We start from the raw sequence: 22,583 nt of genomic DNA on the forward strand, positions 1-22,583 counted from the left end.
TTCGCCCCGGCCATGTTCAGCCGAGCGCCTTTGCCAGCAGCGTAATCGGATGTTCGCAGCGCTTGCTGGTGGACATCTCAATCTGCCATTTGCAGGTTTCGCAGTCCGTCACCACAATATCCGCGCCGCTCTCCTCAATCTGACGAAACAGCGGGGCGCCAATCGCCTGCGACGTTTCGTAGTTTTCACGCTTAAAGCCGTAGGTTCCCGCAATCCCGCAGCAGCGCGAGTCCAGCACCGTCAGCTCCAGCCCCGGGATTAACCGCAGCAGCTCCAGCGTATAGAGCGACCAGCCCATCTTCTCCATATGACAAGGTGTGTGATACACCACCTTCAGGGGTAATTCCCTCAGCGGCAACGTCTGCCCGCTGTCCAGCTTGCGCCACAGGAAACGTGTCGCCAGCTCGATGTGCTCGCGCAGGCCGGTGTTGTCCACGTCCAGCAGATGCGGGTACTCATCGCGCAGGGTAAAGGTACAGGTGGAAGAGGTCGCCAGCACCGGAATACCTTTATCGACAATCGCTTCGCGCAGGGAGGTGACATTGCTCTGAGCCTGCCTGCGCGCTTTATCGGTGAACCCGTTGGCAATCAGCGGTACGCCGCAGCACTTCTCTTTATTCAGTAGCTGAACGCCCGTTCCCATGGCGTTCAGCACCTTCAGCAGATCTTTACCCAACTGCGGGTGGTTGTAGTTCACGTAGCAGCCGTGGAAAAAGGCCACCTGCTCGGCGTACTGAGCCTGTTTCGCCGCGACGGATTTATACCAGCGGCGGAAGGTTCCGTGAGAATATTTCGGCAGGCTGCGGTGATGGTCTATCTTCAGCGTGGCATCCAGCAGCTGGCGCACCGGTTTGAGAGAGGTCGCGGCATTCACCAGCGGGGCAAACGGCGTAGAGACGCTGCCCATCAGATCGGTATGGCTCAGAATCGCGTCCCGCAGCGACGGCTTTTGCGCGCTGTAGCGCGCCCGGGCGCGCTGGATAATATCGCCGATTTTCACATCCGACGGGCAGGCGACTTCGCAGCGTTTGCAGTTGATGCAGTATTTCAGCGCTTCATCATACAGCTTGCCGTCCTTCAGGCGCAGACGCTCGCCGTCCGGTCCGGCCTGCTTTGGTCCGGGATAGCGTGGGTTCACGCCGCTGACCGGGCAGACGGTGGTACACACCGTGCATTTGATGCAGCTTTCAAAACGGGTATCGTTCATTGTTCAGCCTCCGTGCGCTGGCTAATCTGCTCTGCCACATACAGCGCCGTGACTGCGCAGACGCCGCCACCGCATCCCTGAGCAATAGGATCGTACCCGCCCAGCAGCGAGCCGATGGCAAAGAGATTACTGACAGGTCTACCGGCAAGCTGCGGGTGTAACCGGTTATCGACAATCACGCCGAACTGCTGCCAGGGCTGCGGCGAGAAGAAATCACTTTGATACCAGTCCGCGCGGGAGGCATGCTGGCGAACATCCAGTCCCATAATAGCTTCCCGGATACCCTCCCGGCTGCTCAGCAGCCCGTTGCTGAAGAAGCTGCCGCTTGCCAGCACCGTATAGCGCGCACGAAGCGGAATATCGTCGTGGTTGCGCGTCCAGATTTCGCTCACCGCGCCGTCGGTCAGGGTGATTTTTTTCACCTCATCACCCGCCATCCACACGCCGCCCTGCGCGACAAACTGGCGCTGGAGCTGGGTATGCAGACGAATGCCGGGTACGGACGGAGGCAGCGTTGGCAGCAGGCCGAGCGAGCAGGGCAGACGATCCGATAGCCAGCGCCAGAGCCGGTTGTCGCGTAAGCCAAAGCAGGCGGGCATCAGCAGGGCGTCACAGCTGTCGCTGAGGGGCCTGAGCGCGTCATACAGCAGCGGCCATTTGTCCTCGTTATCCAGAAATCGGGCGATATTCACCGCGCGAAACTCGCTCGGGTTATCGCGCAGGACATCAAGCTCAGGTAGCTCTATCTCTGCCGTTTCCGCGTTAACGCCCTGGCGGCAAAGCGACGCCGCCGCGAGATGGGGCTGAAAATCCAGAAAACCGCTAATACCCACGACCCGAACGCGCGCGGCATTGAAGGGGGCAACGGGCACCTCCTCCGGGCTGAGCCAGGCAGAGCGTAAGGTACCGAGCGGCGTGACGCGCTGGTGATTGAGCCGGGCGCTCCCCTTCAGACGCGCGCCGCAGTCCGCCAGCAGCGCTTCCGTTTCCAGCGCAAAGCGGTCAACGTTGTGCGCGCCAATCAGGTGATAGGGGTGCTCCGGCGGCAGCTTATCGCGGTACGTTTCGTCCACCAGATCCAGCGAGCCCGACGAGAAGTGCAGGGCGCTCTGGCCCCGTGTGATAATGGCGCAGCGAAGCCCCTGCTTCGTGAGCCTGATGCCGCAGAGCAGGCCTGCCAGCCCGCCGCCGACGATTACGGTATCAAATTTCATCGCGTTGCTCCTTCTCAAGACCGCAAAGCCCCTGGTAGACCCAGCGGGTAAATTCGCTTTCGCGCAGGGCATCGCCCCAGGCGACAGGCTGGATGCCTTTCCAGCGCTCGTTTAAAAACGCGCTGAGCTGATCGAGCGACTGGGTAGCGGTGGTGGTATGAAAGCGCTGCAGCAGTCCGGCGGCACGACAGGCGCACAGCTCGCCCTGACAGGTACCCATTCCGACGCGGGTGCGGCGGCGAAGATCGAGCAGGCTGTTAACCGTCAGATTTTCCACCGCGTACTGCACCTCACCGGCGGTGACGGCTTCGCACTCGCACACCAGGCTGCGGCTCAGGCGCCCTTCACCGAGCCACTGCGGCGTTCTGTCGCCGTGGCGGTAAATAGCGGATCCGCGCAGCGGCGCGGGCAGGGAGATGATTTTTTGCAGCGTTTTTTCGGTGGACTGACGCGAGCCGGGCAGGGGTTGTTCTGCCGTCACGCACCGTTCGGTATTGCCCAGCTTGCGGCAGACGGCATCGGTCGCCCACTCGGCCATCAGGCGGTAGGTCATCAGCTTGCCGCCGGTGATGGTGATAAACCCGTCCAGGCCGTCACGCCCGGCGTGATCGAGCAGCACAATGCCCCGGCTGACGTTACGCCCGCTCGGATCGTTATCGCTGGCGACCAGCGGACGCACGCCTGCGTAGGCGCGCAGAATACGCGTCTGCGCCATCACCGGGGCCAGTTTTTCCCCTTCGCGCAGCAGGATGTCGACCTCTTTAGCGGTCACGCGGTTGTAGTCAATCTCGCTATAGTCCACGTGGGTTGAGGTCGTACCGATTAATGAGATGGTGTCGCCTGGTACCAGAATATCGGCATCTGACGGTTTGCGGCAGCGGTTAATGACGTGGTTATTGATGCGGTGGTCGAGGATCAGCAGCGAGCCTTTCGCCGGGAACATGCGCACCGACAGGTCCGCGTATTCCGCGATGCGCTGCCCCCATATCCCCGCCGCGTTAACCACCACGGCGGCATACAGCTCGCTGTGTTCGTTATATTGCGTATCAACGATCCGTACGCCGCAGATGCGGTTTCCCTCGCGGATAAGCCCGGTCACTTCGTGTCCGGTCAGAATGTGAGCGCCATGTTCGCGGGCGTCCAGCATGTTGGCGGCAGTCAGGCGGAAGGGGTCAACGGTGCCGTCAGGCACTTTAACCGCGCCGATAAGCGCCGGGTTAACCGACGGTTCCAGCCGCCGCGCCAGAGCCGGATCCATGGCCTCAGCCTTAATGCCCGCTGCACAGCAGGCGGTAATAAAGGTGTCCTGAAAGGTGAGGTCATCTTCGGGAAGAGTGATAAACAGGCCGTCAGTCGGCTCAATGCAGTGACGGGCGATACGCTTAAGGATCTGGTTTTCAGCAATACATTCGCGCGCGGATTCAGCGTCGGTGACCGCATACCGGGCGCCGCTGTGCAGCAGGCCGTGGTTACGCCCGGTTGCGCCCGTGGCGATATCATGGCGTTCCAGAAGCGTGACGCTTAAGCCGCGAAGGGCGCAATCGCGCGCGATCCCGGCGCCGGTCGCGCCACCACCAATGATTATCACATCACTATAACGAGGATCGTGACTGGTCATTGTTTACCCTCTATGTTCGTTTTTTATCATTTAGCCATATTAATTTTGTGGTTTGTTTGATTTCGAACATAAACGCGCGGAATTCGAAAGTGAAACGTGATTTCATGCGCTTTTTTGCGCATTCTGTCATATTTCTGTAACAATCTGTGCGTTGATTCACAGTAACAATCACCGTGATTTCTTAACATCCCCGCCTCTGGAATTCAGGTGCGAGCCACCTGCTCATTCATTTCAAGGCCACGGAGGCTGTTATGCTCAGTATCTTCAAACCTGCGCCGCACAGGGCGCGTCTGCCAGAGGCAGAAATAGATCCGCTCTATCGCCGTCTGCGTTGGCAAATCTTCCTGGGGATCTTCTTCGGGTACGCGGCGTACTACCTTGTACGTAAAAACTTCGCGCTCGCCATGCCGTATCTGGTGGAGCAGGGCTTTTCCCGCGGCGATCTGGGGTTCGCGCTGTCGGGGATCTCTATCGCCTACGGTTTTTCCAAATTCATCATGGGTTCCGTGTCGGATCGCTCGAATCCGCGCGTGTTCCTGCCCGCCGGTCTGATCCTGGCGGCCGCGGTCATGCTGTTCATGGGCTTTGTGCCGTGGGCAACCTCCAGCATTGCCATCATGTTCGTGCTGCTGTTCCTCTGCGGCTGGTTCCAGGGGATGGGGTGGCCGCCGTGCGGGCGTACCATGGTGCACTGGTGGTCCCAGAAAGAGCGCGGCGGCATCGTGTCGGTGTGGAACTGCGCGCATAACGTGGGCGGCGGTATTCCGCCTCTGCTGTTCCTGCTGGGGATGGCCTGGTTCAACGACTGGCATGCGGCGCTTTATATGCCTGCCTTTGGCGCCATTCTGGTGGCGATTATTGCCTTCGCCCTGATGCGCGACACGCCGCAGTCCTGCGGCCTGCCGCCGATTGAAGAGTACAAAAACGACTATCCGGATGATTACAGCAAGGAGCACGAAGAAGAGCTGACCGCGAAACAGATCTTCATGAAGTACGTGCTGCCGAACAAGCTGCTGTGGTACATCGCGGTCGCGAACGTGTTCGTTTACCTGCTGCGCTACGGCATCCTCGACTGGTCGCCAACCTACCTGAAAGAGGTGAAGCACTTCGCGCTGGATAAATCCTCCTGGGCCTATTTCCTGTATGAATATGCTGGGATCCCGGGCACGCTGCTTTGCGGCTGGATGTCGGACAAGGTGTTTAAAGGTAACCGCGGCGCGACGGGCGTGTTCTTTATGACCCTGGTGACCATTGCTACCGTGGTGTACTGGCTCAACCCGCCGGGCAACCCATCAGTAGATATGGCCTGCATGATCGTCATCGGCTTCCTGATTTACGGTCCGGTGATGCTGATCGGTCTGCATGCCCTGGAGTTGGCGCCGAAAAAAGCGGCGGGCACGGCGGCGGGCTTTACCGGCCTGTTCGGCTACCTGGGCGGTTCGGTCGCGGCGAGCGCCATCGTGGGCTACACCGTTGACTTCTTCGGCTGGGACGGCGGCTTTATGGTGATGATCGGCGGTAGCGTGCTGGCGGTACTGCTGCTGATTGTTGTGATGATCGGTGAGAAACGTCACCACGCGGAAGTGCTGGCGCGTCGTCAATAAGGAGCTTAGCGGTGAAATTTACCCAACTTGCAACCGGCCTGCTGCTGGCGGGCCTGATGACAGGCTCCGCGCTGGCGGCGGATAAAATTGTTATTGCCCACCGCGGCGCCAGCGGCTATCTGCCGGAGCATACGCTCCCGGCGAAAGCGATGGCCTATGCCCAGGGCGCGGATTATCTGGAGCAGGATCTGGTGATGACGAAGGACGACCAGCTGGTCGTCCTGCATGACCACTATCTTGACCGCGTGACGGACGTGGCGGATCGTTTCCCGGACCGCGCGCGCAAAGATGGCCGCTTCTATGCCATCGACTTCACGCTGGCGGAGATCCGTTCCCTGAAGTTTACCGAAGGCTTCGAGATTGAAAACGGCAAGAAGGTACAGGTCTATCCGGGACGTTTCCCGATGGGCAAATCTGACTTCCGGATCCATACCTTCCAGGAAGAGATTGAGTTTGTTCAGGGGCTGAACCACTCAACCGGTAAAAACATCGGCATCTATCCGGAAATCAAAGCGCCGTGGTTCCACCATCAGGAAGGGAAGGACATTGCCGCGAAGACGCTGGAGGTGCTGAAACAGTACGGCTACACCAGCAAGAAGGACAAGGTCTACCTGCAGTGTTTTGATGCCGCCGAGCTGAAGCGCATCAAAACCGAGCTGGAGCCGAAGATGGGCATGAACCTCAATCTGGTGCAGCTGATTGCCTATACCGACTGGAATGAAACCCAGGAGAAGCAGCCGGACGGAACGTGGGTGAACTACAATTACGACTGGATGTTTAAGCCGGGCGCGATGAAGCAGATTGCGCAGTACGCCGACGGCATCGGGCCGGATTACCACATGCTGGTGGCGGAAGGCTCAACGCCAGGTCACGTGAAGCTGACTGCGATGGTGAAAGAGGCGCACGCCAGCAGGATGCAGGTGCACCCATATACCGTGCGTGCAGACCAGCTGCCGCCATATGCCACGGACGTGAATCAGCTTTATGAAGTGTTGTATAAGCAGGCGGGCGTGGACGGACTGTTTACGGATTTCCCGGATAAAGCGGTGACGTTCTTAAAATAGAAAAAAGGGCCGTAAGGCCCTTTTTTACATCTCGATCTCTATATCGCCTTTTGCCCGGCAGCAGCAGGGCAAAATTTCCCCTTCGTTGATAAAGGCCAGCGGCTCGGTCAGCCAGTCCACCTGGCCGGCGACCAGACGGCAGCGGCAGGAGCCGCAGTAGCCGGAACGACACTGGTACTCTACTTCTACCTGATGCGCCTCAAGCGCCACCAGCAGAGAAGGGTGCTCCTCCCGACACAGTACCTCAGTGCCGGAAAGACTTAACGTGACGCGTGACATCAGAGCTGGAAGTTGCTCAGGTCGTCGGTGTTGACTTCAGAATCAATCTGACCGACCAGATAAGAGCTGACTTCCACTTCCTGCGGCGCAACCTGCACGTTATCGGACACCAGCCAGGTGTTGATCCACGGAATCGGGTTAGAGCGCGTCTGGAACGGAAGGTCGAGACCAACAGCCTGCATGCGGATGTTGGTGATGTACTCAACGTACTGGCACAGGATGTCTTTGTTCAGGCCAATCATGGAGCCGTCGCGGAACAGGTAGTCTGCCCACTCTTTCTCCTGCTGAGCGGCCAGCACGAACAGGTCGTAGCACTCCTGCTTGCACTCTTCAGCGATTTCCGCCATCTCCGGATCGTCCGTACCGCTGCGCAGCAGGTTCAGCATGTGCTGGGTGCCGGTCAGGTGCAGGGCTTCATCACGGGCAATCAGACGGATGATTTTGGCGTTGCCTTCCATCAGCTTGCGCTCGGCAAAGGCGAAGGAGCAGGCGAAGCTGACATAGAAGCGGATCGCTTCCAGTGCGTTGACGCTCATCAGGCACAGGTACAGCTGCTTTTTCAGCGCTCGCAGGTTCACGGTGATGGTTTTACCATCCACGTGGTGGGTGCCTTCGCCCAGCAGGTGCCAGTAGCTGGTCATCTCGATCAGCTCGTCGTAGTAGTGAGCAATGCCTTCCGCGCGCTTCTGGATCTGCTCGTTGGTGACGATATCGTCAAACACAACCGCCGGATCGTTCACGATGTTGCGGATAATGTGCGTGTAAGAGCGGGAGTGAATGGTCTCGGAGAATGCCCAGGTTTCCACCCAGGTCTCCAGCTCAGGAATCGAGATCAGCGGCAGCAGCGCCACGTTAGGGCTACGTCCCTGAATGGAGTCCAGCAGCGTCTGGTACTTCAGGTTGCTGATGAAGATATGTTTTTCGTGATCCGGCAGCGACTGGTAGTCAATACGGTCGCGGGATACGTCCACTTCTTCCGGACGCCAGAAGAAGGAGAGTTGCTTTTCAATCAGCTTTTCGAAGATGTCATATTTTTGCTGATCGTAGCGTGCCACGTTGACCGGCTGGCCGAAGAACATCGGCTCTTTGAGCTGGTCGTTTTTCGTCTGTGAAAAGGTGGTATATGCCATGAGTGTGTCCTGTCTTACGAAATAAAGGCGGGGATATCCCCGCCCTTCATTAGATCTTACATGCGCCGCTTTCGCAGCCATCGTCCTGAATTGACGGTACCAGGTCGTCCTGCGCGTCTTCCGCACCATCACGGGTGTTGTGATAGTACAGGGTTTTCACGCCAAATTTGTAGGCGGTGAGCAGGTCTTTCAGCAGCTGCTGCATCGGGACCTTGCCTGACGGGAAGCGCGTCGGGTCATAGTTTGTATTGGCAGAGATCGACTGGTCGATAAACTTCTGCATGATACCCACCAGCTGCAGGTAGCCGTCGTTGTTTGGCATTTCCCAGAGCAGCTCGTAGTTGTCACCCAGCGTCTCGTAATCCGGTACCACCTGACGCAGCACGCCGTCTTTCGACGCTTTAATGCTGACGTGGCCGCGCGGTGGCTCAATACCGTTGGTGGCGTTAGAGATCTGCGAAGAGGTCTCAGACGGCATCAGGGCAGAGAGCGTGGAGTTACGCAGGCCGTGAGTCTTGATGGACTCGCGCAGGCCTTCCCAGTCGAGGTGCAGCGGCTCGCTGACAATCGCATCCAGGTCTTTCTTGTAGGTGTCGATTGGCAGAATGCCTTTCGCGTAGGTGGTTTCGTTGAACCACGGGCACGCGCCTTGCTCTTTCGCCAGCTCGTTGGACGCTTTCATCAGGTAGTACTGAATCGCTTCGAACGTCTGGTGCGTCAGGTTGTTGGCGCTGCCGTCAGAGTAACGCTTGCCGTTTTTCGCCAGCCAGTAGGCGAAGTTGATCACGCCGATACCCAGGGTACGGCGGCCCATCGCACCGCGTTTAGCGGCCGGGATTGGGTAATCCTGGTAGTCCAGAAGGGCGTCGAGCGCACGAACCGCCAGCACGGCCAGCTCTTCCAGCTCGTCCAGGCTCTTAATCGCGCCCAGGTTGAACGCGGACAGCGTACACAGCGCGATTTCGCCGTTTTCGTCGTTCACGTCTTCCAGCGGTTTGGTCGGCAGGGCGATCTCCAGGCACAGGTTAGACTGGCGCACTGGCGCAACCACCGGATCGAACGGGCTGTGGGTGTTGCAGTGGTCAACGTTCTGGATGTAGATACGGCCGGTAGAGGCACGTTCCTGCATCATCAGGGAGAACAGGTCTACCGCCTTCACGCGCTGCTTACGGATGCTGTCGTCTTTTTCGTATTTGGTGTACAGACGCTCGAACTCGTCCTGATCGGCAAAGAACGCGTCATACAGGCCCGGGACGTCGGACGGGCTGAACAGGGTGATGTCTTCGCCTTTCAGCAGACGGGTGTACATCAGCTTGTTGATCTGCACGCCGTAGTCCATGTGACGCACGCGGTTGCCTTCCACGCCACGGTTGTTTTTCAGAACCAGCAGGCTTTCCACTTCCAGGTGCCACATCGGATAGAACAGGGTCGCAGCACCGCCGCGCACGCCGCCCTGAGAGCAGGATTTTACGGCCGTCTGGAAGTGTTTATAGAACGGGATACAGCCGGTGTGAAACGCTTCACCGCCGCGAATCGGGCTGCCCAGCGCACGAATGCGACCGGCGTTGATGCCGATACCGGCACGCTGGGAGACGTATTTCACGATGGCGCTGGAGGTGGCGTTGATTGAATCCAGGCTGTCACCACACTCGATCAGTACGCAGGAGCTGAACTGACGGGTTGGGGTACGCACGCCAGACATGATCGGCGTCGGCAGAGAAATCTTGAACGTGGAGACCGCATCGTAGAAACGCTTCACGTAATCCAGACGGGTATCACGCGGGTAGTTAGAGAACAGGCAGGCAGCCACCAGAATGTAGAGGAACTGGGCGCTTTCGTAGATCTCGCCGGTTACACGGTTCTGAACCAGGTATTTGCCTTCGAGCTGCTTCACCGCCGCGTAGGAGAAGTTCATGTCGCGCCAGTGATCGATAAACCCGTTCATCTGCTCGAACTCTTCTTCCGTATAGTCTTCCAGCAGATGCGTGTCGTATTTGCCCAGCTCAACCATTTTCACCACGTGATCGTAAAGCTTCGGCGGCTCAAACTGACCGTAGGCTTTTTTACGCAGGTGGAAAATCGCCAGACGTGCAGCCAGGTACTGATAATCCGGTGCTTCGCGGGAGATGAGGTCTGCCGCTGCTTTAATGATCGTTTCGTGGATATCAGACGTTTTGATGCCGTCGTAGAACTGAATGTGGGAGCGCAGTTCAACCTGGGAGATAGATACGTTGTTCAGTCCTTCTGCTGCCCAGTCGAGAACTCGATGGATTTTGTCCAGATTGATACGCTCGGTAGTACCGTCGCGCTTTGTCACCAGCAGACTCTGATTCATGTGGGTTTTACCTGTCCGTGAAATAAAAAATATCCCCCGTTTATCCACAGATCCGTCTTGTGACTAACTCTGTGGATAAATACTACATGTAGGGGGTTTGCGATAAGAGAAACGCTATATGGTGAGTATTCTAGTATCGAATCTTTTCAGCACAAGGGTTGATTTTGGCGTTAAATTGAGGTTGTGAAAGGGTAAAAAAGGCTAAGTCCTCGTACCGTAAGGCCTGGAAGACATGTCAATAATTAAGAAAAAAAATTCAAAATTTGATCGAGTGCTGATTTCTTCAACGGGAGGTCAGAATTGCGCAACATGATGTCGCGCAATCTTTATAAGAATAACGAATGACGTTAGTCGTTTTTGGCGGTTGTGTGCAACATATAGTTAACATCAACGCCCGGTGCGAGTTTGAATTTATTGGTTAGCGGATTGTAGTGCAGGCCGGTGATGTGCTGCTCTTTGAGCCACGTCTGGTCAACCCAGCTTAACAGCTCTGCAGGCTTGATGAATTTCTTCACGTCGTGCGTCCCTTTCGGCACCATGCGCAGTACATACTCCGCGCCAACGACGGCCATCAGCCACGCTTTACCGTTACGGTTGATGGTTGAGAAGAAGACCTGGCCGCCCGGCTTCACCAGTTTTGCACAGGCATGTACCACCGACTGCGGATCGGGTACGTGCTCCAGCATCTCCATGCAGGTCACCACATCGTACTGATGGGCGTGTTTTGCCGCGTGTTCTTCCACGGTTTCCTGCACGTAGTCTACCTGTATGCCAGACTCCAGCGCATGAAGACGGGCAACCTGCAGCGGTTCAAAGCCCATATCCAGGCCCGTGACGTTCGCCCCTTCGCGCGCCATGCTTTCCGCCAGGATGCCGCCGCCGCAGCCGACGTCGAGCACTTTCTTACCGAACAGGCCGCCGGAACGCTCCGCGATATAGCCCAGACGCAGCGGATTAATGCGATGCAGCGGTTTGAACTCACCTTCGAGATCCCACCAGCGGGACGCCACCGCTTCAAATTTGGCAATCTCTTCGTGGTCAACGTTGTGAGCCACCGGGGATTTTTCGGCATTCATGGGCGCTTTTACTCCTTATTTAGCAAGACAAAGGAGTATATCAGGCAATCCCCGTGAATAAAGCGTATAGGTTTACCTCAATCACCTCGGCTGTGTTATAATTTGCGACCTTTGAATCCGGGATACAGTAGAGGGATAGCGGTTAGATGAGCGACCTTGCGAGAGAAATTACACCGGTTAACATCGAGGAAGAGCTGAAGAGCTCCTATCTGGACTATGCGATGTCGGTCATTGTTGGCCGTGCGCTGCCGGACGTCCGCGATGGCCTGAAGCCGGTACACCGTCGCGTACTATACGCCATGAACGTATTGGGCAATGACTGGAATAAAGCCTATAAAAAATCTGCCCGCGTCGTCGGTGACGTCATCGGTAAATATCACCCGCATGGTGATACCGCCGTTTATGACACCATCGTTCGTATGGCGCAGCCATTCTCCTTGCGCTACATGCTGGTAGATGGTCAGGGTAACTTTGGTTCAGTCGACGGCGACTCCGCTGCGGCGATGCGTTATACGGAAATCCGTATGTCGAAAATCGCTCATGAGCTGATGGCCGACCTGGAAAAAGAGACCGTTGATTTCGTCGATAACTACGACGGCACCGAGCGCATCCCAGATGTGATGCCAACCAAGATCCCGAACCTGTTGGTTAACGGTTCTTCCGGTATCGCGGTCGGTATGGCAACCAACATTCCGCCGCACAACATCACGGAAGTGATCAACGGCTGTCTGGCCTATATCGACGATGAAGACATCAGCATTGAAGGGCTGATGACACACATTCCGGGCCCGGACTTCCCGACGGCGGCGATCATCAACGGTCGTCGCGGTATTGAAGAAGCGTACCGTACCGGCCGCGGCAAGATTTACATCCGTGCCCGCGCCGAAGTGGAAGCGGACGCTAAAACCGGCCGTGAAACCATTATTGTTCACGAGATCCCGTATCAGGTGAACAAAGCGCGTCTGATTGAAAAAATCGCCGAGCTGGTAAAAGAAAAACGTGTTGAAGGCATCAGCGCGCTGCGTGATGAGTCTGACAAAGACGGTATGCGCATCGTGATTGAGATCAAACGCGACGCGGTGGGTGAGGTTGTGCTGAACAACCTGTACTCCCAGACTCAGCTTCAGGTCTCCTTCGGTATCAACATGGTTGCGCTGCACCATGGTCAGCCGAAGATCATGAACCTGAAAGAGATCCTGAGCGCGTTCGTCCGTCACCGCCGTGAAGTGGTGACCCGTCGTACCATCTTCGAACTGCGCAAAGCGCGCGATCGTGCGCACATCCTTGAAGCGCTGGCGGTTGCGCTGGCCAACATCGACCCGATCATCGAACTGATCCGTCGTGCGCCAACCCCGGCAGAAGCGAAAACTGCGCTGATTTCCCGTCCGTGGGATCTGGGCAACGTCGCCGCGATGCTGGAACGTGCGGGCGATGACGCGGCGCGTCCTGAGTGGCTGGAACCTGAATTCGGCGTGCGTGACGGTCAGTACTACCTGACGGAACAGCAGGCCCAGGCGATTCTGGATCTGCGTCTGCAGAAACTGACCGGCCTTGAGCATGAAAAACTGCTCGACGAATACAAAGAGCTGCTGGAACAGATTGCTGAGCTGCTGCACATTCTGGGCAGCGCAGAGCGCCTGATGGAAGTGATCCGCGAAGAGCTGGAGCTGGTCCGCGATCAGTTCGGCGACGAGCGCCGCACCGAAATCACCGCCAACAGCGCGGACATCAACATCGAAGACCTGATCAACCAGGAAGACGTTGTTGTGACCCTGTCTCACCAGGGCTACGTGAAGTATCAGCCGTTAACGGACTACGAAGCACAGCGTCGTGGCGGTAAAGGTAAATCTGCAGCACGTATTAAAGAAGAAGACTTTATTGACCGACTGCTGGTGGCGAACACCCACGACACGATCCTCTGCTTCTCCAGCCGCGGTCGTCTGTACTGGATGAAAGTCTATCAGCTGCCAGAAGCAAGCCGCGGCGCGCGTGGTCGTCCAATCGTTAACCTGCTGCCGCTGGAAGCGAACGAACGTATCACCGCTATTCTGCCGGTACGCGAGTACGAAGAGGGCGTGAACGTCTTTATGGCGACCGCCAGCGGTACCGTGAAGAAAACCGCGCTGACCGAATTCAGCCGTCCGCGTTCTGCCGGTATTATCGCCGTGAACCTGAACGAAGGCGACGAGCTGATTGGCGTGGATCTGACCTCGGGATCTGATGAAGTCATGCTGTTCTCTGCGGCCGGTAAAGTGGTGCGCTTCAAAGAAGACGCCGTCCGTGCAATGGGCCGTACCGCGACGGGAGTTCGTGGTATCAAGCTGGCTGGCGAAGACAGCGTTGTTTCTCTGATTATTCCGCGCGGTGAAGGGGCTATCCTGACCGTGACGCAGAATGGTTACGGTAAACGTACGGCGGAAGGGGAATACCCAACCAAGTCTCGCGGTACGCAGGGCGTTATCTCCATCAAGGTGACCGAGCGCAACGGTTCCGTTGTCGGCGCGGTGCAGGTGGACGATGCGGATCAGATCATGATGATCACCGATGCCGGTACGCTGGTGCGTACCCGCGTGTCTGAGATCAGCGTGGTGGGTCGTAACACCCAGGGCGTGATCCTCATCCGTACAGCGGAAGATGAAAACGTAGTGGGTCTGCAGCGCGTTGCCGAGCCGGTGGATGACGAAGAGCTCGACTCCATCGACGGCAGCGTTGCGGAAGGCGATGATGATATCGCGCCGGAAGCCGACACCGACGATGACGTAGCGGATGACGCTGACGAGTAATGTCTTCTGATGCAAAAAAGGGCCGGATTCCGGCCCTTTTCTTTTGCATTAGCAGATAAGTCAACGTTGCGACCTGGCGCGTTTACCGCTACCTTAACCACATTCTTTTGACCCCGACGGCGGAGCCTCGCCCCCTTGAAATACCTCGTCTCCTTTCGTACTACGCTGAAAGTCTCTCGCTATCTGTTTCGGGCGCTGGCGCTCCTGCTTTGGCTGCTGGTGGCCCTGTTCTCGGTGTTTTACATCGTTAACGCCCTGCACCAGAAAGAAGCGGAGATCCGCCAGGAGTTTAACTTAAGCTCCGACCAGGCCCAGCGCTACATTCAGCGAACGTCTGACGTCATGAAGGAGCTGAAGTATATTGCCGAAAATCGTCTGACGGCGGAAAACGGCATCCTTGCGCTTCGCGGGCGTGATGACAAAACCGAGGTCCCGGACTTCCAGCCGCTGTTCCCGGATTCCGATTGCTCCACCATGAGCAATACCTGGCGCGGGTCGCTGGAATCCCTTGCCTGGTTTATGCGCTACTGGCGCGACAATTTCTCCGCCGCCTATGACCTGAACCGCGTCTTCCTGATTGGCAGCGAGAATCTTTGCATGGCTGACTTTGGCCTGCGCGATGTGCCCGTTGAGCGTGATGATGCGCTGAAAAGCCTGCATGAACGTATTGTGAAATACCGCAATGCGCCACAGGACGAGCGCGGGAATAACATCTTCTGGGTGAGCCAGGGCCCGCGCCCGGGCGTGGGGTATTTTTACGCCCTGACGCCGGTCTATCTGGGCAATCGCCTGCAGGCGCTGATGGGGATTGAGCAGACCATTCGCATGGAGAACTTCTTCACCCCGGGCAGCCTGCCCATGGGGGTGACCATTCTGGATGAAAATGGTCATCAGCTGATCTCCCTTGCCGGGCCCGATAACCGTCTAAACGTCGAACCGCACTGGATGCAGGAGCGGTCGTGGTTTGGCTATACCTCGGGTTTCCGCGAGCTGGTCCTGAAGAAGAGCCTGCCGCCTTCGTCGCTGAGTATCGTCTATTCGCTGCCGGTGGATATGGTGCTTGAGCGGATACGCATTCTTATCATGAATGCGATTCTGCTGAACCTGCTGGCGGGGGGCGCGCTGTTCACGCTGGCGCGCATGTATGAGCGGAAAATCTTTATTCCCGCAGAAAGCGACGCCCAGCGGCTCGAGGAACACGAGCAGTTTAACCGCAAGATTGTCGCCTCGGCGCCGGTGGGGATCTGTATTCTGCGTACCCAGGACGGAACCAACATCCTGAGTAATGAACTGGCGCATAACTACCTGAACATGCTGACGCACGAAGACCGGCAGAGGCTGACGCAAATTATCTGCGGCCAGCAGGTTAACTTCGTCGACGTGTTGACCAGTACGCACACCAATCTGCAGATCAGCTTCGTGCACTCCCGCTATCGCAATGAAAACGTGGCGATTTGCGTGCTGGTGGATGTTTCCGCCCGCGTGAAAATGGAAGAGTCGTTACAGGAGATGGCGCAGGCCGCAGAGCAGGCGAGTCAGTCGAAATCCATGTTCCTTGCGACCGTAAGCCACGAGCTGCGCACGCCGCTGTACGGGATTATCGGTAACCTCGATCTGCTGCAGACGAAGGAATTGCCGAAAGGAGTCGACAGACTGGTGACGGCGATGAACAACTCCTCCAGCCTGCTGCTGAAAATCATTAGCGATATTCTCGACTTCTCTAAAATTGAGTCTGAGCAGCTGAAAATTGAGCCGCGGGAATTCTCACCGCGCGAGGTGATGAACCACATCAGCGCCAACTATCTGCCGCTGGTCGTGCGTAAACAGCTGGGACTCTACTGCTTTATCGAACCGGACGTGCCGCTGACGCTGCACGGCGATCCGATGCGCCTGCAGCAGGTCATCTCCAACCTGCTCAGCAACGCCATCAAATTCACCGATACCGGCTGTATTGTGTTGCACGTCTGCCGGGCGGGGGATTACCTGAGCATTCGCGTGCGCGACACGGGGGTCGGCATTCCGGCGAAGGAGGTGGTTCGTCTGTTCGACCCGTTCTTCCAGGTTGGGACCGGCGTGCAGCGTAACTTCCAGGGAACCGGACTGGGGCTGGCGATTTGTGAGAAGCTCGTCAGCATGATGGACGGCGATATCTCTGTGGATACCGAGCCCGGCATGGGCAGCCAGTTCACCATCCGCATTCCGCTTTATTCGGCGCAATATCCGGCAAAAGCGATGGTAGACGGGCTGAGCGACAAGCGCTGCTGGCTGGCGGTGCATAACGCCTCGCTGAATGACTATCTGACGGCGCTGCTTACCCACAGCGGCGTGAGGGTGTGCCGTTATGAAGGTCAAACGCCGGACGTGGACGATGTGCTGATCGCCGACGAGATGCTGGAGCTGCCGTGGCAGGGGAGAGGGTCAGTGCTCTTCTGCCGTCGCCACATCGGTATCCCGGTTGAGCGTGCGCCAGGAGAATGGGTACACAGTGTCGCAACCCCGCACGAGCTGTTGAGCCTGCTGGCGCGTATCTACAAAGTAGAACTGGAAGAGAGCGAGGGCGCGGGCGGATTGCCGTCACCGGAGTCTCTGGCGTCGGTGAATGACGATATGATGATTCTGGTGGTGGATGACCATCCAATTAACCGTCGCCTGCTGGCTGACCAGCTTGGATCGCTGGGCTATCAGTGCAAAACCGCCAATGACGGCGTGGATGCGCTGAACGTGCTGAGTAAGAATCATATTGATATCGTGCTGAGTGACGTCAACATGCCTAACATGGACGGCTACCGTCTGACGCAGCGCATCCGGCAGCTTGGCCTGACGTTGCCGGTGGTGGGCGTAACGGCGAACGCGCTGGCGGAAGAGAAGCAGCGCTGTCTGGAGTCAGGCATGGACAGCTGTCTGTCGAAACCGGTGACGCTGGACGTGCTTAAGCAGACCTTGTCGATTTACGCGGAGCGCGTGAGAAAAACCAGAATATAAAAAAGGCCCGCAAGGGCCTTTTATGTTTTTTACCCTCTCCCGGGGAAGAGGGATGGGGTGAGGGCATCAGGCCGCACACCCGTCGGAATCAATCCTTGTCCGTTGCGCTCAGCGTGACGGAGGAGAGATAGTTCAGCAGTGCAATATCGTTGTCCACGCCCAGCTTCATCATCGCTGATTTCTTCTGGCTGCTGATGGTTTTAATACTGCGGTTCAGCTTCTTGGCAATCTCGGTCACCAGGAAGCCTTCTGCGAACAGGCGCAGAACTTCACTCTCTTTCGGAGACAGGCGTTTGTCACCGTAGCCACCCGCGCTGATTTTTTCCAGCAGACGAGAAACGCTTTCAGGCGTGAACTTCTTGCCTTTCTGCAGCGCTGCGAGCGCTTTTGGCAGATCGGTCGGTGCGCCCTGTTTCAGCACAATCCCTTCGATGTCCAGATCCAGTACCGCGCTCAGGATCGCCGGGTTGTTGTTCATGGTCAGAACAATGATCGAGATATCCGGGAAGTGGCGTTTAATATATTTGATGAGCGTGATCCCATCACCGTATTTGTCTCCAGGCATGGAGAGGTCGGTAATGAGCACGTGTGCATCAAGCTTTGGGAGGTTATTGATCAGTGCTGTAGAGTCTTCAAATTCACCGACTACATTCACCCACTCGATCTGTTCAAGTGATTTGCGAATACCGAACAGTACAATCGGATGGTCATCGGCAATAATTACGTTCATATTGTTCATGTATAAGGCTACCTTGCTACAGCAAGCTTTTGACGTAGGCGTCAATGTCGCTGATGTATTTTTCAATGCCAGAGGCATCTTTCTCACGAATTAGATGTTCCAGCGTTTCACATAACTGCTTGCCGGGAACCAGATTAAGCATGGCAAACACCCCTTTAAGCCGGTGTGCTGTCTGTGCCAGCGCTGCAAAATCATTCGCAGCGGACTCAGTATACAACCGCTTAACATCATCTGGTACTGTATCAACAAAGAGTGAATAGTATCCGCTGGCGTGAAGCTCGGCATTTTCATTACCGCCAAGCGGGGATTCCGCTATCTCTTCCTGCGCCAGCTGCTCTTCTATTAGTTGTAGTACAGCTTCCTGCATCGCATTGCTTATATTAAAGTTGACGCGCAGCTGGCCAGGGCCGATTTTCCGCACGCCTGACTCATCATCGCTTAAAAGCAAGCCGGAGGCAGTAAGATTAGACGGATTATCAGTTAAAAACAGATCAAATTCTTGACTTGCAAGTCTTTCATCCGGCGTGATGCAGGCCGCACCCCAGTTTTCTAACTGGCGAACGACAATATTGCGGATCTCGTTCGACGTAACGTCGACCATCACCACGACATCATCGAGCAGACGTTCTTCATCTTCTTCCTGCGGATTGGCGGCCATTTTCACGTGCAGAGAATAGCGGGTGCCGAGGGATTCACGGGCCTTGATATTCAGATGGCCGCCGAGCTTACGCGCCAGCTGATCGCATAGCCAGAAGGTAAGGGCATTTGCCTTGCCGTAGCGATCGCTTTGCGTGTCGTTCAGGAACGGGAAGTGCAGATTATCAATTTCACTCGTGGTGACGCCTTCCCCGGTGTCCAGGATGCGGAACGTCAGGCGGTCTTCTGCCGACTCCTCCGTACTGACTTCAAGGGTGATTTTACCGATCTGCGTGGTGGTCACCGCGTACTGAATAATCATCAACAGTATGCGGCGCAACGCTTCACGATCGCCGTGGCGTTCGTCATTTGCCGGGAGATTGTTATTGATCAGCAGCTGCAGCCCTTTGCGCTTAATCACGGGCAGGACTTCCGGAACCACTTCATCAATCAGAGCCTGAATAGAGAAGAGGCTTGGCGTTCCCTTCCAGAAATCATTCTCCAGCATGTTCGCCAGCTGGATCTCATCAACCATTCTGACCAGCGAGTCGGCCTGACAGGCAAGCTGGTGGCTTTCTGACGTATTTAACGCCGCCGCCTGGGTCGCCAGCGTTTTTAACGGCTGCTTGAAGGCATCGCCAATGTTCTGCATAAATGCGGCGCGCCCCTGCTGGTTTTTCTCATACAGCCTTTGCGCCTGCTTGAGCTTTTTATTCACCAGCACTTCGCGATCCTGATCGCGGATGATGAAGATTTGCGTGCGTGGAGCCACCTGGCTGCGGAACTGGCGGATCTCGTACAGTTCATTGTTGATGGTGGCCTGAATCACCCCCTGGTGCTGATCCGCCATGGTGGTGATATTCTGCAGGTTAAGATGCGGCAGCAGATGGTCGGCAATTTTGTTGCTCATCACCGTACGATTCGCTTCCTGGTCGTGAACTAAGACCCCAAGCGGCAGCACGGAAACAATCTCTTCATTCAGCGCGCGTAATACGCGCAGCTCATTGCTGGTGCCGGCAGGAACCGCAGAGGCGTCGCTTTGACGCCCCGACTGGAAACGGAAGGTGCTGTACCCAAACAGGGCCAGCGCCAGCAGACCGATATTCAGCAGCAGAGGCAGCAGGATATTTTGCAGGGTATCCAGCAGCAGCGTGCCAAACGGCACCTGCCACACCAGACGCATACCGGTCGAGTTCAGGGATGAGGCAATTTCGATTTTCGAGCCGTTAAAGGAGATCGATACGCTCTCTGCGGCCTCTTTGTCAGATGCCGCACGCATGTTTTGAGTGCTGCTGTCGGGCTCCAGACGGAAACTATCGAGCGGCATGTCCGGTGGGATTAAATCATTTATCGGTAAATCGAAGGCGACCACCGTCGCCAGATGTCCTGGCTGGTTGAACGTGGTGCGCAGAGTAAAATAATGACCGTTTTGCCATGCCAGACGGCGCAGAGAAGAGAAGCTCTCACGTTCATCAAGCGCATTCGCCTGTTGCAGCATCTCTGCCCGGCGGGAATCGACGATGCTGCCCACGGTGGTCTCTTTAAAACCGGAAGAGAGATCTTTTAACGGCAGCGTAGAGATAAGGATCATGCTGTTGTCCTGACCATTCAGATAATACATCGACCATGGCACCGTTTCGGCACCCCAGAGGGTATCCAGATAGGTCGAAATACGCTGCGTCATCTCAAGCGTCGCGCTGTCATGAGAGCCAAAAATAAGCGCCTCGGTTTTACGCTGCGGTTTTTCGAGGTAATAGACATCCTGCTTAAGCCGCGTCTCCTGAAGTCCATCTCCGGACGAGGAGGCAGGTGCGGCCGCGATATTGTCGTAAATCTGCCATGTGGCGTAGCGCCAGGTATCTATGCGCTTATGGACGGCGTGGGTGATATCGACGACCTGATAGCTCTTATCCTTCAGCCATGCATTAACCGCGCTTTGTATCATCACCCCCATGGTCACTAACAGCACAACGATCAAAAGAAGAAAGAAACGGGTGATGCTCCCGGGAAGGAGGGAGAATTTGCTCGGGGCGGTGGTTTCAGTCTGACTCATTGATATCTTTAACCCGTTGTGGTCGTGCTCTGTGGCGATAGGGCAGTATAAAGGGTAATAACTGAATTTCCAGCGCCACTGTCCGGGAAGAGGCGACTTTTTCACTGGACAATATCGGCGGTGGATGGAGCAATAAACGTGTACAAACTCGCCGTGCGCGTACAAATAATAAGTGCGCTAAGCCAGCAAATAGCACGAATTAACAAGAAATTAAGCGCTATATCATTTGCGTGCCAGAGAAGGATAGCCGGTGAGAAATTAGTTAATAGTCGTTACAATTTCGGATCGGTAGCACAAAAAATGAGAAGTTACGTAAAGAAAGGTAAAAAAAAACCGAATGCGAAGCATTCGGCTCAATTAGGGATAAACAGACATTCAAAATTGAATGACGGTAATAAATAAAGTTAATGATGATAGCGAGAGTTATTTTAGAGATTAGGTGCGATCTTGTTTTGTCATTCAGTGCTGTAACGGATTTTATTGTAAGCTATTGATTTATATGTGGTGTATTTTTCGTTTGATTATAAGTGCTAATTTTCTAAGCTATTTGTGCTTTGTAAAAGTTCCTTGATATTTACATTTTGAAACATGTTGATAGATAAATGAAACATCTTCAAAGTTTTCGTATCATATTCGCATTGGATTATTCTGTAATTTTGCGGAGAATGAAATTGCCGACTGGTTAATGAGGGTTAACCAGTAAGCAGTGGCAATTATAAGGCATATAACAGAGGGTTAATAAAATGAAAGTTAAAGTACTGTCCCTCCTGGTACCAGCACTCCTGGTGGCAGGCGCAGCAAATGCGGCCGAAATTTATAACAAAGATGGCAACAAATTAGATCTGTACGGTAAAGTTGATGGTCTGCACTATTTCTCTGACGACAAGGGTGCCGACGGCGACCAGACCTACATGCGTCTCGGCTTCAAGGGCGAAACTCAGGTTAACGATCAGCTGACCGGCTACGGCCAGTGGGAATACCAGATCCAGGGCAACACCTCCGAAAGCGAAAATGATGCCTGGACGCGTGTGGCGTTTGCGGGTCTGAAATTTGGTGACGCGGGGTCTTTCGATTACGGTCGTAACTACGGCGTAATCTACGACGTAACCTCCTGGACTGACGTTCTGCCAGAATTTGGTGGCGATACCTACGGCGCAGACAACTTCCTGCAGTCCCGTGCTAACGGCGTTGCGACCTATCGTAACCAGGACTTCTTTGGTCTGGTGGATGGTCTGAACTTTGCTCTGCAGTATCAGGGTAAAAACGGCAGCGTAAGCGGTGAAAACGTGGGTGGACGCAGCCTGCTGAAACAGAACGGCGACGGCTACGGTGCTTCCGTGACCTATAACCTGGGCGAAGGCTTCAGCGTAGGTGGCGCAATGTCCTCCTCCAAACGTACTGCCGATCAGAACGGTGCAAGCGTTTACGGTCATGGCGATAACGCAGAAGTCTATTCTGGTGGCCTGAAATACGATGCCAACAACATCTATCTGGCAGCGCAGTACTCCCAGACCTACAACGCAACCCGTTTCGGTACCTCTAATGGCGACAGCCCGACTACCGCTTACGGTTTTGCTAACAAAGCGCAGAACTTCGAAGTGGTTGCTCAGTACCAGTTCGACTTCGGTCTGCGTCCATCCGTGGCCTACCTGCAGTCTAAAGGCAAAGACATCGAAGGTTACGGCGATCAGGATCTGCTGAAATATGTTGACGTTGGTGCGACTTACTACTTCAACAAAAACATGTCCACCTACGTGGATTACAAAATCAACCTGGTTGATGAAAATGAATTCACCCGTCAGGCGGGTATCGGTACTGACGATATCGTAGCGCTGGGCCTGGTTTACCAGTTCTAATCGCTTT

14 protein-coding genes are annotated in these 22,583 nt (G+C 55.7%); 5 read left to right on the forward strand and 9 right to left on the reverse strand.

All coding sequences use genetic code 11. The annotated features are described in order from the left end of the window. Positions 1-16: 16 nt before the first annotated feature. From glpC to glpA, 3 genes are read right to left on the reverse strand one after another with little or no spacing between them, the layout of a single operon-like run. Entirely contained in the window at positions 17-1,207 is a 1,191-nt protein-coding gene (gene glpC, locus LRM19_RS09865) for an anaerobic glycerol-3-phosphate dehydrogenase subunit GlpC (protein WP_271368628.1), read from the reverse strand. After that, a complete protein-coding gene (gene glpB, locus LRM19_RS09870; protein ID WP_271368629.1) occupies positions 1,204-2,421 on the reverse strand; it encodes a glycerol-3-phosphate dehydrogenase subunit GlpB in 1,218 nt (405 codons plus the stop codon). The genes glpC and glpB overlap by 4 nt, the downstream gene beginning before the upstream one ends. Further along, positions 2,411-4,039: an anaerobic glycerol-3-phosphate dehydrogenase subunit A gene (gene glpA, locus LRM19_RS09875; protein ID WP_271368630.1), complete on the reverse strand. Its 1,629-nt coding sequence runs from the start codon at positions 4,037-4,039 to the stop codon at positions 2,411-2,413. The genes glpB and glpA overlap by 11 nt, the downstream gene beginning before the upstream one ends. A 251-nt stretch (positions 4,040-4,290) precedes the next feature. Here glpA and glpT point away from each other — a divergent pair, with 251 nt between their 5' ends. Together glpT and glpQ are read left to right on the forward strand one after the other, a co-directional pair. Beyond that, positions 4,291-5,643 (forward strand): glycerol-3-phosphate transporter, encoded by a 1,353-nt coding sequence (gene glpT / locus LRM19_RS09880; RefSeq protein ID WP_045354273.1) that lies wholly within the window; start codon positions 4,291-4,293, stop codon positions 5,641-5,643. Between the two features lie 11 nt (positions 5,644-5,654). Further along, complete coding sequence (gene glpQ, locus LRM19_RS09885) at positions 5,655-6,707, forward strand: glycerophosphodiester phosphodiesterase (RefSeq protein WP_271368631.1); 1,053 nt, start codon at positions 5,655-5,657, stop codon at positions 6,705-6,707. A 24-nt stretch (positions 6,708-6,731) separates the two neighbouring features. Here the strand turns inward: glpQ and yfaE are convergent, their stop codons facing one another. From yfaE to ubiG, 4 genes are all read right to left on the reverse strand, one after another. Further along, positions 6,732-6,986 (reverse strand): class I ribonucleotide reductase maintenance protein YfaE, encoded by a 255-nt coding sequence (gene yfaE, locus LRM19_RS09890; RefSeq protein ID WP_008500234.1) that lies wholly within the window; start codon positions 6,984-6,986, stop codon positions 6,732-6,734. Further along, positions 6,986-8,116 (reverse strand): class Ia ribonucleoside-diphosphate reductase subunit beta, encoded by a 1,131-nt coding sequence (gene nrdB, locus LRM19_RS09895; RefSeq protein WP_111965288.1) that lies wholly within the window; start codon positions 8,114-8,116, stop codon positions 6,986-6,988. The genes yfaE and nrdB overlap by 1 nt, the downstream gene beginning before the upstream one ends. Positions 8,117-8,165: 49 nt before the next feature. Continuing rightward, a complete protein-coding gene (gene nrdA, locus LRM19_RS09900; RefSeq protein ID WP_045908710.1) occupies positions 8,166-10,451 on the reverse strand; it encodes a class 1a ribonucleoside-diphosphate reductase subunit alpha in 2,286 nt (761 codons plus the stop codon). Between the two features lie 347 nt (positions 10,452-10,798). Continuing rightward, the gene (gene ubiG, locus LRM19_RS09905; protein ID WP_021241539.1) at positions 10,799-11,527 is read right to left on the reverse strand and encodes a bifunctional 2-polyprenyl-6-hydroxyphenol methylase/3-demethylubiquinol 3-O-methyltransferase UbiG; all 729 of its coding nucleotides are present in this window, start codon (positions 11,525-11,527) and stop codon (positions 10,799-10,801) included. A 146-nt stretch (positions 11,528-11,673) separates the two neighbouring features. Here ubiG and gyrA point away from each other — a divergent pair, with 146 nt between their 5' ends. Together gyrA and rcsC are read left to right on the forward strand one after the other, a co-directional pair. Then, positions 11,674-14,310 (forward strand): DNA topoisomerase (ATP-hydrolyzing) subunit A, encoded by a 2,637-nt coding sequence (gene gyrA, locus LRM19_RS09910; RefSeq protein WP_111965289.1) that lies wholly within the window; start codon positions 11,674-11,676, stop codon positions 14,308-14,310. Positions 14,311-14,445: 135 nt separating this feature from the next. After that, positions 14,446-17,292, forward strand: a complete 2,847-nt coding sequence (gene rcsC / locus LRM19_RS09915; RefSeq protein ID WP_271368632.1) for a two-component system sensor histidine kinase RcsC — start codon at positions 14,446-14,448, stop codon at positions 17,290-17,292. Between the two features lie 88 nt (positions 17,293-17,380). Here the strand turns inward: rcsC and rcsB are convergent, their stop codons facing one another. Next, on the reverse strand, positions 17,381-18,031 hold the full coding sequence (gene rcsB / locus LRM19_RS09920) for a response regulator transcription factor RcsB (protein WP_003859405.1): 651 nt from the start codon (positions 18,029-18,031) through the stop codon (positions 17,381-17,383). Between the two features lie 16 nt (positions 18,032-18,047). Beyond that, positions 18,048-20,720 carry a phosphotransferase RcsD gene (gene rcsD, locus LRM19_RS09925; protein ID WP_248174739.1) on the reverse strand — a complete coding sequence of 891 codons (2,673 nt, stop codon included), beginning with the start codon at positions 20,718-20,720 and terminating at the stop codon, positions 18,048-18,050. 743 nt (positions 20,721-21,463) lie between these two features. On the opposite strand from rcsD, the gene LRM19_RS09930 reads away from it, so the two are divergent. Beyond that, complete coding sequence (locus LRM19_RS09930) at positions 21,464-22,576, forward strand: porin OmpC (RefSeq protein WP_033146057.1); 1,113 nt, start codon at positions 21,464-21,466, stop codon at positions 22,574-22,576. Positions 22,577-22,583: the final 7 nt, after the last annotated feature.

It is taken from the genome of Enterobacter sp. PI-10 (assembly GCF_027947695.1).
GTDB classification, from domain to species: domain Bacteria; phylum Pseudomonadota; class Gammaproteobacteria; order Enterobacterales; family Enterobacteriaceae; genus Enterobacter; species Enterobacter vonholyi.